This window comes from Streptomyces kanasensis (genome assembly GCF_043077165.1).
GTDB classification, from domain to species: domain Bacteria; phylum Actinomycetota; class Actinomycetes; order Streptomycetales; family Streptomycetaceae; genus Streptomyces; species Streptomyces changanensis.
In genome coordinates, this window is the sequence record NZ_JBIBSF010000009.1 from 109,838 (window position 1) to 124,274 (window position 14,437).

The 14,437-nt window shown below is 75.2% G+C and carries 15 protein-coding genes and 1 riboswitch; of the genes, 14 read left to right on the forward strand and 1 reads right to left on the reverse strand.

Going from position 1 to position 14,437, the window contains the following annotated elements; all coding sequences use genetic code 11:
- Window positions 1-155 precede the first annotated feature (155 nt).
- Complete coding sequence (locus ACF053_RS22225; RefSeq protein WP_391955511.1) at window positions 156-1,970, reverse strand: S8 family serine peptidase; 1,815 nt, start codon at window positions 1,968-1,970, stop codon at window positions 156-158.
- Window positions 1,971-2,681: 711 nt separating this feature from the next.
- Between ACF053_RS22225 and ACF053_RS22230 the strand changes: the two genes are divergently transcribed.
- From ACF053_RS22230 to ACF053_RS22295, 14 genes are all read left to right on the forward strand, one after another.
- A complete protein-coding gene (locus tag ACF053_RS22230; protein WP_391955512.1) occupies window positions 2,682-2,813 on the forward strand; it encodes a hypothetical protein in 132 nt (43 codons plus the stop codon).
- 434 nt (window positions 2,814-3,247) lie between these two features.
- The gene (locus tag ACF053_RS22235; protein ID WP_391955513.1) at window positions 3,248-3,745 is read left to right on the forward strand and encodes a DUF2617 family protein; all 498 of its coding nucleotides are present in this window, start codon (window positions 3,248-3,250) and stop codon (window positions 3,743-3,745) included.
- Entirely contained in the window at window positions 3,742-4,152 is a 411-nt protein-coding gene (locus ACF053_RS22240; RefSeq protein ID WP_391955514.1) for a DUF4247 domain-containing protein, read from the forward strand. Before ACF053_RS22235 ends, ACF053_RS22240 begins: the two co-directional genes overlap by 4 nt.
- Window positions 4,153-4,209: 57 nt before the next feature.
- Complete coding sequence (locus ACF053_RS22245; RefSeq protein ID WP_391955515.1) at window positions 4,210-4,647, forward strand: DUF350 domain-containing protein; 438 nt, start codon at window positions 4,210-4,212, stop codon at window positions 4,645-4,647.
- 10 nt (window positions 4,648-4,657) lie between these two features.
- Window positions 4,658-6,256 (forward strand): polyamine aminopropyltransferase, encoded by a 1,599-nt coding sequence (locus tag ACF053_RS22250; protein ID WP_391955516.1) that lies wholly within the window; start codon window positions 4,658-4,660, stop codon window positions 6,254-6,256.
- Window positions 6,257-6,308: 52 nt separating this feature from the next.
- Window positions 6,309-7,301, forward strand: a complete 993-nt coding sequence (gene dhaK, locus ACF053_RS22255; RefSeq protein WP_391955517.1) for a dihydroxyacetone kinase subunit DhaK — start codon at window positions 6,309-6,311, stop codon at window positions 7,299-7,301.
- Window positions 7,302-7,306: 5 nt separating this feature from the next.
- Window positions 7,307-7,924, forward strand: coding sequence for a dihydroxyacetone kinase subunit DhaL (gene dhaL, locus ACF053_RS22260; protein ID WP_391955740.1), 618 nt, complete (start codon window positions 7,307-7,309; stop codon window positions 7,922-7,924).
- Window positions 7,921-8,331: a PTS-dependent dihydroxyacetone kinase phosphotransferase subunit DhaM gene (locus ACF053_RS22265; RefSeq protein ID WP_391955518.1), complete on the forward strand. Its 411-nt coding sequence runs from the start codon at window positions 7,921-7,923 to the stop codon at window positions 8,329-8,331. The genes dhaL and ACF053_RS22265 overlap by 4 nt, the downstream gene beginning before the upstream one ends.
- Before the next feature lie 81 nt (window positions 8,332-8,412).
- Window positions 8,413-8,614: riboswitch (cobalamin riboswitch) on the forward strand.
- Window positions 8,615-8,643: 29 nt separating this feature from the next.
- The gene (locus tag ACF053_RS22270) at window positions 8,644-9,336 is read left to right on the forward strand and encodes an energy-coupling factor ABC transporter permease (protein ID WP_391955519.1); all 693 of its coding nucleotides are present in this window, start codon (window positions 8,644-8,646) and stop codon (window positions 9,334-9,336) included.
- Window positions 9,333-9,680, forward strand: a complete 348-nt coding sequence (locus tag ACF053_RS22275; protein ID WP_391955520.1) for an energy-coupling factor ABC transporter substrate-binding protein — start codon at window positions 9,333-9,335, stop codon at window positions 9,678-9,680. Before ACF053_RS22270 ends, ACF053_RS22275 begins: the two co-directional genes overlap by 4 nt.
- Window positions 9,681-9,685: 5 nt before the next feature.
- On the forward strand, window positions 9,686-10,432 hold the full coding sequence (cbiQ, locus tag ACF053_RS22280; RefSeq protein ID WP_391955521.1) for a cobalt ECF transporter T component CbiQ: 747 nt from the start codon (window positions 9,686-9,688) through the stop codon (window positions 10,430-10,432).
- Window positions 10,432-11,319, forward strand: coding sequence for an energy-coupling factor ABC transporter ATP-binding protein (locus ACF053_RS22285; RefSeq protein WP_391955522.1), 888 nt, complete (start codon window positions 10,432-10,434; stop codon window positions 11,317-11,319). The genes cbiQ and ACF053_RS22285 overlap by 1 nt, the downstream gene beginning before the upstream one ends.
- 133 nt (window positions 11,320-11,452) lie before the next feature.
- On the forward strand, window positions 11,453-13,486 hold the full coding sequence (locus ACF053_RS22290) for an oxidoreductase (RefSeq protein WP_391955523.1): 2,034 nt from the start codon (window positions 11,453-11,455) through the stop codon (window positions 13,484-13,486).
- A 232-nt stretch (window positions 13,487-13,718) separates the two neighbouring features.
- On the forward strand, window positions 13,719-14,366 hold the full coding sequence (locus ACF053_RS22295; RefSeq protein ID WP_391955524.1) for a PadR family transcriptional regulator: 648 nt from the start codon (window positions 13,719-13,721) through the stop codon (window positions 14,364-14,366).
- Window positions 14,367-14,437: the final 71 nt, after the last annotated feature.

Sequence of the window (14,437 nt, forward strand, 5' to 3'; positions counted from 1 at the left end):
GCCCGCGCCCTGTCCGGATACGATGTTGGGGGGGGGAGTCCCGGGCGGGTGTCCGGCATGTGGAGGTCGGGCACCGCACACAGACCCGGGCGGGCCCCCGGCGGGACGCGGGGGGCACGCCTTTGACCTGCGGTGATGCGGATCAGAGCGGGGTCTCAGAAGGTGAGACTCCAGGAGTCGATGTAGCCGGTGTCACCCGTGGCGACGTCACGGACCTGGAGCTTCCACGTGCCGTTGGCGACCTCGGAGGAGGCGTCGACGGTGTAGGTGGCGAGGAGGTTGTCCGCGGAGTCGTTGCTGGAGCTCTTGAGCCGGTAGGCGGTGCCGTCCGGGGCGACGAGGTCGACGACCAGGTCGCCGCGCCAGGTGTGCTTGATGTCCACGGCCACCGCGAGGGCGGCGGGGGCGTTGCCCGCGACACCGGTGACGGCGATCGGGGAGGTGACGGTGGTGTTGTCGGAGATCGTCACGTTCGCCGCGTTGGTGAAGGTGGCGCCACCGGGGGTGGTGGCCCCGCCGCCGGTGACGGCCGCGACCGTCTTCGCGGCGTCGGCGATGCCGGTGCCGCAGCCGCCGGAGCAGGTGCCGGGCAGCGGCCGGGCGTTGCCCTTGATCGCGGACTCGATCTGGGCCGGGGTCAGGGTCGACTTGGCCGACTTGAGCAGCGCGGCGAGCCCGGCGATGTGCGGGGCGGCCATGGAGGTGCCCTGGTAGGGCTTGTAGTTCTCCAGCGACTGGGTGGTGGTGCCGGCGTTCAGCGTGGAGAGGATGCCGTTCTCCGGGGTGGTGATGGTGCCGGGCGTGTCGGTGGCGCGGCGGGTCTCACCGCCCGGGGCGGAGACGTCGATGATGGTGCCGTAGTTCGAGTAGTACGAACGGTTGCCCTCGCGGCTGGTGGACGCCACGTTGATGACGTTCGCACAGTTGGCGGGCGTGAAGCCGGACGCGTTGGCGTTGCTGTTGCCGGCCGCGACGACGACGGTGGCACCCCGTGCGACGGCCCCGTCGATGGCGGTCTTGTAGACGGTCGGGCAGGTCGAGCTGGCGCCGCCGAGGCTCATGTTGATGACCTTGGCCGGGTTCGGGTTCACCGGGATGCCGGGGACGCTGCCGCCGGAGGCCCAGGTGATCGCGTCGGCGATGTCCGAGGACGAGCCGCCGCACTTGCCGAGCACGCGGACGTGCTGGACCTTCGCCCCGTACGCGATGCCGGCGATGCCCTTGGCGTTGTTGGTCACCGCGCCGATGGTGCCCGCGACGTGCGTGCCGTGCCAGGAGGAGTTGCTCGCGCGGGAGCCGGTGCCGCACTCACCGTCGGTGGCGTTCCAGTCGCCCTCGTCCTTGGGGTCGGCGTCGCGGCCGTTGCCGTCGCGGGCGTCGGCCGAGGTGGAGATGAAGTCGTAGCCGGCGACCGTGTTGGCGGCCAGGTCCGTGTGGGCCGCGTAGCCGGTGTCGATGACGGCGACGGTGACGCCGCTGCCGGTGGTCTTGTCCCAGGCGCCGGGCACGTTCATGCCGCCGGTGGGCTCGAAGAGGTCCCACTGCTTGGCGTAGTCGGCGTCGTTGGGGGTGACGGCCATCGGGTAGGCGCGGATGTCGGCCTCGACGGAGGCGACGGCCGGGTCGGCGCGGAAGGCGTCCATGACCTCGGAGACGTCCTGCCGGGTCGGCGCGGTGCCGAGGTCGACGAGCGCGCCACCGCCGGCGAGGCGGCGCTCGAAGGAGAGGCGCTCGCCGGTCTCGGCGGCCTTCTCGGCGGTGTCGGTCTTCGCGGCGGTGTTCGACGTGGCCTCCGCCGTACGCGCCTTGTAGGTCACGATGACCTTCTCGACGGGCGCCGTCGGCGTGGTGGCGGCCGGGTTCATGGCCTGCGAGGCCGGCGCGGCCGGCTTCGGGGAGGGGGCGGCCTCCGCGGCGAGCGCCACCGCGGAGGTGGCCGTGACGCCGAGGATCGTGGCACTCGCTGCCACGACGGATATGAGTCTCCGCCTGGAACCGTTCAAGGTGTTCCCTTTCAAGGGGCGTCTCCGGCGACTCCCGGAGCAGCTGACGGTGCGGAGCGCGGGCGGCGGCGCGGGACTCTGGCTGCTTGTGGGGTGCCTCCACAGTCCCTGGGGCCGGGTGCGCCCCCGCGCCGCCGCCGGCGCGACGGCCTCGTCATCGGGGCCGTCCCCGGTGGTGCCCTCCTGGGGTCGCACGCATGGGGTTGCATGCACCTGACATTCACGCGTCAGAGGGGGGAACCGCCGGTGCCGGAACAGTAGGGAAACGCGCCATGAACCCGATACGGGGAAAACCCTTGTCACCCACGGGCGGGGGGTGGCGGGGGGCGGGGGTACCCCCGCCGGGGGCGCCGCGCACCAGGCGTTTTCCGCCGTGCCGCGCCGGCGCGGTGCGCCGTGGCGGAGGTCCGCGGCGAGGGTACCGGCCCACGCCGCAGGCCCGCGCACCGGCCACCCGCCCCACGTCCGCCGCCGCCGGTCGGCGGCGACCGACGGGCGGAGCCCGCACCCGGCCACCGCAGGCGCGGCGGTCCGCGGCCGGCCGGCACGGCGGTCCGGCCCGCACCGGCGCGGGGCACCCCCGGCAGCGTCCAGGTGACGTCCCGTCGACCGGCGCACGGGCAGCCGGCCCCGCCCCGGCGCGGCCGACAAGGCACCGCCGAAGGCGGACGGATCGGGATGAACCTGCCTTTGTCGGTCAGCATCTGGATGACCGTCATGGAGCGGTATGGTCCGGCGCCGGTCCGCCGCCGGGACGGGGATCACCGCCCGGACACCCCGCTCGCGCAGCTGCTCGCGGACGGCGCGTGATGGGTACGCCGTGTCGGCCGGGACCACGCCTGACCTGGTCCGGGACCGTCCGCGCCGGCGGGGACCACTCAGGCGGGCCGCCACCTGCGCGACGGCGGGTTCCGCCCCGGCCTGCCCGGGCGCCGGGACGGACGAAGGCGAGGGGGAGGGACAAGAGCGAGGGGGCGGCGGTGCACGTCGGCGGTGGGGTGCACCGCCGAGACCGGGCCACGGGCGGGAACGGCCCGGGGTCCGCCCCTTCGAGCACGCGCGTCCTCCACCGGGGAGGCGCCCACCCAGGGGCGCACCCGGGACGCGGCCGCCTCCCCCCTCGGATGGTCCGGGGGAAGACGGCCCGGCCCCCGTGCGGCCGGGCGCGGTCCCCGGCGCTGCGGCGTCCGCGCGCTGTGCCATACTCGGCGGCGCTCAGGTGCGGGTACGGCTCTCGGGGGATCATGAACGGCATAGTCCTGGACACCCCCTACCTGGACACCGACGCCGACCAGTTGTCCTTCGCCCTCGGGCTCCCCTCCCGCGGGGCGCTGGCCGAGCGAACCGTCACCGTCGCCGGGGTCGAGGTGCACCTGCGCCTCCTCGGGGCCTCGCACCAGGTGTTCGCCGGCCCGGTCCGCGAGACCGTCGCCTGCCTGCCCGGCTCCGCGCCCCGGGGGCTGCCCGAGAGCGCGGCGCGGGACTTCGACGGCCGGCGCTACTCCTTCGGCGCCCGCACACGCACCCTCGACGCCGCCGCGTTCGGCGCGGAGGTGGCGCGGATACGGGACCGGGCGGACGCCCACCCGAGGGCCCTGTACGGATTCTTCCCCGGCTCCGTCGACGCGGTCACCGCGCTGACCGTCGACGCCGACGACACCGGGCTGACCTGGCGCACCTGGCACACGTACCCGGGGAGCCGCCGGATCGTGGCGACCCGCTCCCGGCTGGAGGCACGATGAGGACCGCCCGACGCGTCTGCGCGCTGCTGCTGGTCGCGGCCGCCCTCGGCGGGTGCGGCGGCGACCCCGACCGCGACGACGACGGCAACGCCGTCCCGTCCGCCTGGATCAGCCGTCAGTACCGCGCCCTCGGCGCCGACCGCCTCGACCCGCGGGACGCGCCGGCGGCCGTGGCCCGGGAGATCGACGGCCACGCCGGGGCCACCTCCCGGTTCGACTCCGGCGACCGCGTCTTCCTGCGCTACCGCGACGACATCGTCGCCATCAGCCCGCACCGCACCGGCAGCCGGATCGAGGTCACGGACTACCGGACCGGCTACCGCCGCTGGAAGTCGCACCTGCGCTCGGTGTGGCCGGACCCGGACGGCGCCGGCTTCCGCGGTGGCGGCCCCGGCGCCGGCAAGTGACCCGCGCTCCCGCCGCGCACCCGTGACCCCCGACGACGTCCCCGAAAGGCAACCCCCGTGGCAGAGATCCTCGAGTCGGCCGGCACGGCCGTGCTGTACGGCCTGGTCGGCTTCGCCGTGATGGTGGCCGGTTTCGTCGCGCTCGACTGGGTGACCCCCGGCAAGCTCCTCCACGTGGTGTGGACCGAGCGCAACCGCGGCGCCGCGGTGCTCCTCGCCGGCCAGACCGTCGCCGTCGGCCTCGTCATCGAGCAGTCGATCCGGGCCAGCGAGTCGGAGCTCGGCCTCGGCCTGGGGCTGCTCAGCACCCTGCTGTACGGGCTCGCCGGGGTCGTCGTCATGACGCTGGTCTCGCTGGTGGTCGGCGCCCTGACGCCCGGCAGGCTGGGCGCGGCCGTCCTCGACGACCAGGGCGACCGCCCGCACCCCGCCGCCTGGGTCCAGGCGGCCCTGTACCTCGGTACGGCCTTCATGGTCGGCGCCGCGGTCTCCTGACCTCCCCGCCATGAGCACCACCACCGCCCCGGCCCCCTCCCCCACCCCCGCCGTCCCGCCGCCGGCCCACCCGCGGGGCACCCGGGTGCTGTTGCTCCTCGCGGTGTTCGTCTGCGCCGCCTGCGGACTGGTCTACGAGCTGGCGCTGACCGCCCTCGGCAGCTACCTCATCGGCAACTCCGTGATGCAGACCTCCGTGGTCATCTCCGTCATGGTCTTCGCGATGGGCGTCGGCTCGCTGGCCGCCAAACCGCTCCAGCGGCGTGCCGTCGGGGCGTTCGCCCTGGTGGAGCTGGTGTTGGGGCTCGTCGGCGGCCTGTCCGTCCTCCTGCTGTACGTGGCGTTCTCCTGGCTGCGGATCTACATGCCGGCCATGGTCGTGGCGTCGTTCGTCGTCGGCCTGCTGATCGGCGCGGAGATACCGCTGCTGATGACGCTCCTCCAGCGGATCCGGCGGCAGGAGGCCGGCAGCGCCGTGGCCGACCTGTTCGCCGCGGACTACGTCGGCGCGCTCGTCGGCGGCCTGTGCTTCCCGCTGCTGCTCCTGCCCGCCTTCGGGCAGCTGAAGGGCGCCCTGGTGGTCGGCGCGGTGAACGCCGTCGCCGGGGGCGGGGTCGTGCTGTGGATCTTCCGGCGGGAGACCCGCCGCGCCGTGCGGGCGGGGCTGCTCGCGGGCTTGGGCGCCGTGCTCGCCGTGCTGGGGACGGTGTACGTCCTCGCCGACGACATCGAGGTCACCGCGCGCCAGCGGCTGTACCGCGACCCGATCGTGCACGCCGAGACGACGCCGTACCAGGACGTCGTCGTCACCCGGTCGACGGCGTTCACCGGGGCGCCGGACACGCGGTTGTTCCTCAACGGCGACCTGCAGTTCTCGTCCGTCGACGAGTACCGGTACCACGAGGCGCTGGTCCACCCCGCCCTCTCCGGGGAGCGCGCGTCCGTGCTGGTGCTGGGCGGCGGCGACGCCCTGGCGCTGCGGGAGGTGCTGCGCTACGGCGACGTCCGGGAGGTGACGCTCGTCGACCTCGACCCGGCCGTGACCCGGTTGGCCCGCACCTTCACACCGCTCGTCGACCTGAACGGCCGGGCCCTGGAGGACCCGCGGGTGACGGTCGTCAACGCGGACGCGTTCACCTGGCTGCGCGACGCCGGGCGGCGCTACGACGCGGTGGTCGTCGACTTCCCCGATCCGGACACGGCCGCGCTGGCGAAGCTGTACAGCGTGGAGTTCTACCACCTGCTCGGCCGGGTCCTGGAGCCCGGGGGACGGGTCGTGGTGCAGGCCGGGTCGCCCTTCTTCGCGCCCCGGACGTACTGGTCGGTCGCCGCGACGATCCGGGAGGCCGGGTACGCGACGACCGCGTACCAGGTGGACGTGCCGAGCTTCGGCAACTGGGGCTTCGTCCTCGCCACCCCGGGGGCGGACGGGCCGCCGCCGACGCCGCGTCTCGCCCGGGACGCGCCGCCGCTGCGCTTCCTGGACGGCGCCGTGCTGGAGGCGGCCACGGTCTTCCCGCGCGACCGCCGTCCCCTGGACGTCCGGGCCAGCACCCTCATGGACCCGGTGGTGCTGGAGTACGCGCGGCACGAGTGGCAGAACTACTGAGGGCCGCGTCCCCCTCTCGGTACTGTGCGGGTACGTCTCGTGAGGAGTAGCCGTGAGGATGCTGATCAACGTGCCCGAGACCGTCGTCGCCGACGCCCTGCGGGGCTTCGCGGCGGCGCATCCGGAACTCACCGTCGACGTCGGGAACAGGGTGGTGGTCCGCCGGGACGCGCCGGTCGCCGGGAAGGTCGCCCTGGTGTCGGGCGGCGGGTCGGGGCACGAACCGCTGCACGCCGGGTTCGTCGGCCCGGGGATGCTCTCCGCGGCGTGCCCGGGCGAGGTGTTCACGTCGCCGGTGCCCGACCAGATGGTCCGGGCCGCGGCCGCGGTGGACAGCGGCGCCGGCGTGCTCTTCGTGGTGAAGAACTACACGGGTGACGTGCTGAACTTCGACATGGCGGCGGAACTCGCCGAGGACGAGGGCGTGCAGGTCGCCAGGGTGCTCGTCGACGACGACGTGGCCGTCTCCGACAGCCTGTACACGGCCGGACGGCGCGGCACGGGGGCGACCCTGTTCGTGGAGAAGATCGCCGGCGCCGCCGCCGAGGAGGGCGCGCCGCTGGAGCGGGTCGAGTCGATCGCGCGCCGGGTGAACGCCGCGTGCCGGAGCTTCGGGGTGGCGTTGAGCGCGTGCAGCACGCCCGCGAAGGGCGGCCCCACCTTCGACCTGCCGTCCGGCGAGCTGGAGCTGGGCGTCGGCATCCACGGCGAGCCGGGACGCGAGCGGCGCCCGATGATGACCTCGCGGGAGATCGCCGACGTGGCGGTGGACGCCGTGCTGGACGACCTGCGGCCCTCGGGTCCGGTGCTGTTGCTGGTCAACGGCATGGGCGGGACGCCGCTGCTGGAGCTGTACGGGTTCGGCGCCGAGGTGCACCGGGTGCTGGGCGAGCGCGGGGTGCCGGTGGCCCGCACGCTCGTCGGCAACTACGTGACGTCGCTGGACATGGCCGGTGCCTCGGTGACGCTGTGCCGGGCGGACGAGGAGCTGCTGCGGCTGTGGGACGCGCCGGTGCGGACGCCGGCGCTGCGATGGGGGTGGTGAGCGCGGTGCTGGACTCCGGGACGTTCCTGCGGTGGATGGCCGCGGTGGCGGTGGCCGTGGACCGCGACGCCGACCTCCTCACGGAGCTGGACTCCGCGATCGGCGACGCCGACCACGGGGTCAACCTGCGGCGCGGCTTCACGGCGGTGGCGGCCGCGCTGGAGGAGGAGCCGCCGCGGACGCCCGGCGCGGTCCTGGTGCTGGCCGGCCGGCGGCTGATCTCCACGGTGGGCGGGGCGTCGGGGCCGCTGTACGGCACGCTGCTGCGGAGCGCCGGCAAGGCCCTGGGCGACGAGCCCGAGGTGGCGCCCGCGCGGCTGGCGGAGGCGCTGGGCGACGGTGTCGCGGCGGTGGCCCGGCTCGGCGGGGCGCGGGCCGGGGACAAGACGATGCTGGACGCGCTGGAGCCGGCCGTGGCCGCGCTCGGGCAGGACCGGCCGGACGCCGTCGCGGCGGCCGCGCGGGCCGCCGCGGAGGGCGCGGAGGCGACCGGGCCGATGCGCGCCCGCAAGGGACGGGCCAGTTACCTCGGCGAGCGGTCGGTGGGACACCGGGACCCGGGCGCCACGTCGGCCGCGCTGCTCTTCGCGGCACTCGCCGACGTCACGGGGGAGGCGGCGTGAGCGGCTCGGGGGCGCCCGTGGGCGTCGTGCTCGTCTCGCACAGCGCCCCGGTCGCGCAGGCCGTCGCCGCGCTCGCCCGGGGACTGGCCGGGGGCGCCGGCGGGGTACCGGTGGCGGCGGCCGGCGGCGGGCCGGACGGCGGGCTCGGTACGAGCGCCGAACTGGTCGCGCGGGCGGCCGCGGAGGTCGACGGCGGCGCCGGCGTCGCGGTCCTGGTGGACCTGGGCAGCGCCGTCCTGACGGTGAAGGCGCTGCTGGAGGAGGGGGAACTGCCGGCGGGGACGCGGCTGGTGGACGCGCCGTTCGTGGAGGGCGCGGTGGCGGCCGTCGTCACGGCGGCGGCGGGCGGCGACCTCGACGCGGTGGAGGCGGCGGCCTCGGAGGCGTACGGCTACCGCAAGCGGTAGGGCGTGGCGGGCACCCGCGAGCGCCCGCCCGTGCGGCGGGACTCCCCCGTGTGCGCGGTTGTGATGTACCTGGTCAACGCACTAGTGTCGCAGGGCCTTGGTGTACGGGAAGCCGGTGTGGAACCGGCGCGGCCCTCGCCACTGTGATCGGGAAGTCCGGCCCCACCCCCCGCGCCAGCGGGGAAGCCACTGGACCGCCGCGGGAGACCGCGGCGTCCGGGAAGGCGGGGTCGAGGCGGTAGTACCCGTCAGCCAGGAGACCGGCCAGGGCGCGTTGTCCATCCACGAGGTGCTGGAGAGGGTCTCCCCCACATGCATATAGCCGAGGGGTTCCTACCCCGGGAACACGCGGTCGCCTGGACACTGGCGGCCGCTCCGTTCGTCGTCCACGGCGTCCGGGCGCTGACCCGGGAGGTCAGGGCCAACCCCGAGTCGACGCTGCTGCTCGGCGCGTCCGGGGCGTTCACGTTCGTCCTGTCCGCGTTGAAGATCCCGTCGGTGACGGGCAGCTGCAGCCACCCCACCGGTACGGGGCTCGGCGCCATCCTGTTCCGGCCGCCCATCATGGCCGTGCTCGGCACGATCACCCTGCTGTTCCAGGCGCTGCTGCTGGCGCACGGCGGTCTGACGACGCTCGGCGCGAACGCCTTCTCGATGGCGGTCGTCGGACCGTGGGCCGGGTACGGGCTGTACCGGCTGCTGCGCCGCACGGGAGCGCCCCTGATGGTGGCCGTCTTCTTCGGCGCGTTCGCGGCGGACCTGTCCACGTACTGCGTGACGAGCGTGCAGCTGGCGCTCGCGTTCCCCGACCCGGGCAGCGGCTTCACGGGCGCGCTCGCCAAGTTCGGCGGGATCTTCGCGGTGACACAGCTCCCCCTGGCGGTGAGCGAGGGCCTGCTGACGGTGCTGGTGATGCGGTTGCTGCGGCAGTCGAGCGGGGGCGAGCTGGCCCGGCTCGGCGTGCTCCCGGCGGCGGGCGCGACGAAGGAGGCGGCGGTCCGATGAGCCGGAACGCGAGGATCAACACCCTGCTGCTGCTCGTCGTGGTGGCGCTGGCGGTGCTGCCGCTGGCGCTCGGACTGGGTGATCACAAGGAGGAGCCGTTCACGGGCGCGGACGCGCAGGCGGAGGCGGCGATCACCGAGAACGCCCCTGACTACGAGCCGTGGTTCAGCCCGCTGTACGAGCCCCCGTCGGGTGAGGTGGAGTCGGCGCTGTTCTCCCTGCAGGCCGCGCTGGGCGCCGGAGTGCTGGCGTACTACTTCGGGCTGCGCCGCGGGCGCCGGCAGGGTGAGGAGCGGGCCGGGGCCGGCGGGGCGGCCGAGCCGCCCGCGGCGTCCGGGGAGTAGCGGGGGTGCTGCCCATCGACGTGGCGGCGCACGGCAGCCGCTGGCGCCGCCGCCACCCGGGCGAGAAGGCCGTGCTCGGCTTCGGCCTGACGGCCTGTGCCGTGTCCCTGCCGCCGTGGCCGGGCGCGGCGCTGGTGGCGGTGGTCGCCGTCGTGGTGCTGCTGGGGCCGGCGGGGGTGGCTCCGCGGCAGCTGTGGCGGGCGTGGCGGGTGCCGCTCGGCTTCTGCGTCACGGGCGCGGTGCCGCTGCTGTTCCAGGTGGGCGGCCCGGCGGGTTGGGTGGCGCCCGCGCCCGGCGGGGCCGCGCAGGCCGTGGAGTTGCTGCTGCGGTCGTCGGCGGCGTCGCTGGGGGTGCTGCTCTTCGCCTTCACGACGCCCGTGTCGGACGTGCTGCCCCGGCTGGTGCGGGCGGGCGTGCCCGCGCCGGTGGTGGACGTGGCGCTGGTGATGTACCGCATCGGCTTCCTGCTGCTGGACGCGGTGGCGCGGATCCGGCAGGCGCAGGCCGCGCGACTGGGGACCACGAGCCGGGCCGCGGCGTGGCGCTCGGCCGCCGGTCTCGGGGCCACCGCGTTCGTCCGCGCCTTCGACCGGGCGACACGGCTGCAGAGCGGTCTCGCCGGCCGCGGCTACGACGGGACGCTGCGGGTGCTGGTGCCCGCGGCGCGGCTGGACCGCCGCTTCCTGGCGGCGACGGCGGTGTTGCTGGCGGTGCTGGTCGCGGCCGCCCTCGGACTCGAACGGGTGGTGTGATGACCGGGTCGCCGGTGGTGGAACTGGTGGGGGCGGGGTTCGCCTACGAGGGCGGGCCCGCCGTGCTCAGCGGGGTCGACTTCGCCGTGCCGGAGGGGCGGTCCCTGGCGGTCCTGGGCCGCAACGGCGGCGGCAAGACGACGCTGCTGCGGCTGCTGAGCGGCGGTCTGCGGTGTGCGAGCGGGCGGCTGCGCCTGGCCGGTGAGGATGTGGCGTACGACCGCAGGGGCCTGACGCGGCTGCGGACGGCGGTGCAGCTGGTGGTGCAGGACCCGGACGACCAGCTGTTCGCCGCGTCGGTCGGGCAGGACGTGTCGTTCGGCCCGATGAACCTGGGCCTGCCGGAGGTGGAGGTCCGCGCCCGGGTCCGCGAGGCGCTGGAGGCCCTGGACATCGTGGCGCTGGAGGACCGGCCGACGCACCTGCTGTCGTACGGGCAGCGGAAGCGCGCGGCGATCGCGGGGGCCGTCGCGATGCGGCCCCGGGTGCTCATCCTGGACGAGCCGACGGCCGGGCTCGACCCGCACGGGCAGGAGCGGCTCCTGGCGGTGCTGGAGGGGCTGCGGGCGTCGGGGACGACCGTGGTGATGGCCACGCACGACGTGGACCTGGCGCTGCGGTGGGCGGACGACGCGGCGGTGCTCACACCGGACGGGGTGCGCACGGGCCCGGTGGAGGACCTGCTGGCGGACGGGGAACTGCTGGACGCGGCGCGGCTGCGGCGGCCGTGGGCGATGGCGGTGGCGCGGCTGCTGCGGGCGCACGGGTTGCCGGACGCGGGGGCCGGGACGCCGCCGGGCGTCGGGAAGGCCACGCCGTGGGGGACGGTGCCGTGCACGCCGGAGGGGCTGGACGCCTGGGGGGCGGACCTCGCGCAGCGCGGCTGACGGAGGCGGGGCGCGGGCCCACCCGGTGTACGTAGCGCACCTCACGCCCCGATCGATGTGCAACTTGTTGCATAAAGAGGGCGCGGTCGTCTACAACAGGGGCGATGACACCGCGCGCGAGGAGGCGCCCCTCATGACCCCGACCCCGACCCCGTCCCGGTACCCGCACCTGCTGCGCCCCCTGGACCTGGGCTTCACCACCCTGCCGAACCGGGTGCTCATGGGGTCGATGCACGTCGGCCTGGAGGAGGCGGAGAACGGCTTCGAGCGGATGGCCGCGTTCTACGCGGCCCGCGCCCGCGGCGGGGCCGCCCTCATCGTGACGGGCGGCATCGCCCCGAACGAGGCGGGCCGGCCCTACGACGGCGGCGCCATGCTGACCTGCGCGCAGGAGGCGGAGCAGCACCGCGTCGTGACGGACGCGGTGCACGCGGCCGGCGGCAGGATCGCGATGCAGATCCTCCACTTCGGCCGCTACGCCTACCACCCGCGGCTGGTGGCGCCGAGCGCCCTCCAGGCGCCCATCAGCCCCTTCGTCCCGCACGCCCTGACGGACGCCGAGGTCGAGCAGACCATCGAGGACTACGTGCGGGCGGCGGAGCTGGCGAAGTCGGCCGGCTACGACGGCGTCGAGATCATGGGCTCGGAGGGGTACCTCATCAACGAGTTCATCGCCGCGGCGACCAATCACCGCGAGGACCGGTGGGGCGGCTCGTACGAGAACCGGGTGCGCTTCCCGCTGGAGATCGTCCGCCGCACCCGCGAGCGGGTGGGCGAGGACTTCATCCTCGTCTACCGGCTGTCGATGCTCGACCTGGTGCCCGGCGGGTCGTCGCTGGACGAGGTCATCGCGCTGGCGAAGGAGATCGAGGCCGCAGGCGCGACGATCATCAACACCGGCATCGGCTGGCACGAGGCGCGCATCCCCACGATCGCCACGTCCGTGCCGCGCGCCGCGTACACCTGGGTCACGAAGCGGCTCATGGGGGCGGTCTCCGTGCCCCTGGTCACGAGCAACCGCATCAACACGCCGGAGGTGGCCGAGGAGGTCCTCGCCGACGGCCGCGCCGACATGGTGTCCCTCGCCCGCCCCTTCCTCGCCGACCCGGAGTTCGTGGCGAAGGCCCGCGCGGGACGGCCCGAGACGATCAACACCTGCATCGGCTGCAACCAGGCGTGCCTGGACCACACCTTCAGCGGGAAGATCACCTCCTGCCTCGTCAACCCGCGCGCCTGCCACGAGACCGAGCTGGTCCTCTCCCCCACCCGGCTGCGCCGGCGCGTCGCCGTCGTCGGCGCCGGCCCTGCCGGCCTCGCCTGTGCGGTGTCGGCGGCCGAGCGCGGCCACGAGGTCGTCCTCTACGACGCCGCCGACGAGGTCGGCGGCCAGCTGAACGTCGCCCGGCGGGTGCCCGGCAAGGAGGAGTTCGACGAGACCCTCCGCTACTTCCGCACCCAGCTGGACCTGCGGGGCGTGGAGGTGCGCCTGGGCACCCGCGTCTCGGCGGACATGCTGGACGGGTACGACGAGGTGGTCGTGGCGACCGGTGTCACCCCCCGCGTCCCGGACTTCGACGGCGTCGACCACCCGAGCGTCGTCGGCTACCTGGACGTGCTGCGGGGCGGCGCGACGGTCGGCGAGCGCGTCGCGATCCTCGGCGCCGGCGGCATCGGCTTCGACGTCGCCGAGTACCTCACGGACGGTGGCGAGGGCGCGAGCCGCGACGCCGAGACGTACTTCCGCCAGTGGGGCGTCGACACCTCCTACGGCGAGCGCGGCGGCCTGCGCGCCCCCGAGCGGCCGCGGGCCCCCCGCCAGGTCACCCTGCTCCAGCGCAAGACCACCAAGGTGGGCGCGGGGCTCGGCAAGACGACCGGCTGGATCCACCGCACCGAGCTCAGGCACCGGGGGGTGGAGACGGTCGCCGGGGCGTCGTACGAGCGCGTCGACGACGAGGGCCTGCACATCACGGTCGACGGCGAGGCCCGCACCCTGCCGGTCGACACCGTCGTCCTGTGCACCGGCCAGGAGCCGCGCCGCGACCTGTACGAGGAGCTGACGGCCGCGGGGATCCGCGCCCACCTCATCGGCGGTGCCGACGTCGCGTCGGAGCTGGACGCCAAGCGGGCGATCGACCAGGGCACCCGCCTGGCGGCGACCCTGTAGGCACCCGCCGCCCGGGCGGCCCGGCGTCTACCGCCCGGGCGGCCCAGCGGCCCAGCGGCCGGACGCTGCCGTCCGGGTGGCCCGTGCCCGGGTGGCCCGTGCCCGGGTGGCCCCTGCCCGGTGCCCGGGTGCCGCTGGCGATAGCGTGCCGCCGGCGGGGCGTCCGGTCACGGCCGTCGCCGTGCCCGCCGCCGCCCGCCGGCCCGGGCGGCCGGGTCCCTAGGATGCGGGCATGTCACTCCCGCACGCGATCCTCACCGCTCTGCTCGAGAAGCCGTCCTCGGGTCTCGAACTGACCCGGCGCTTCGACCGGTCCATCGGCTACTTCTGGTCGGCGACCCACCAGCAGATCTACCGCGAGCTGGGAAAACTGGAGCAGGCCGGCCACATCCGCGCCCTGTCGGCCACGGCGCCGGCACGCGGGCAGCGCAAGGAGTACGAGGTGCTGCCCGCCGGCCGGGCCGAACTGGCCGACTGGACCCGGCGCGTCGAGGACCCGAAGCCCATCCGCAGCGCCCTGCTGCTGCGACTGCGCGCCGCGGCGGTGGTCGGCACCGAGGGGATGGCCGACGAGCTGCGCCGCCACCTTCGGCTGCACCGGACGCAGTTGGACGAGTACCTGGCCATGGAGCGGCGCCAGTTCCCCCCGGAACGCGACGCGGAAGCGGACCGGCTGCGCCACCTCGTCCTGCGCGGCGGCATCGAGCTGGAGCGCTTCTGGGTGGCCTGGCTGACGGAGGCGCTGGCGGGCGTGGCGGACCTCGGAGCCGCGGCGGACGCCGACGACACGGCGGACACGACGGACACGACGGGCACGGCGGACACGGGGAGCGCGGGGCGCGCGGGGGGCGCGGGACAGCGAGGGGGCGCGGGGAACTGAGTGGTTCCGGCCCGGTGCCCCGCCGCGCCCCGACGGACCGTGGATACTGGTCGCTCCGGGATCTCCGACGC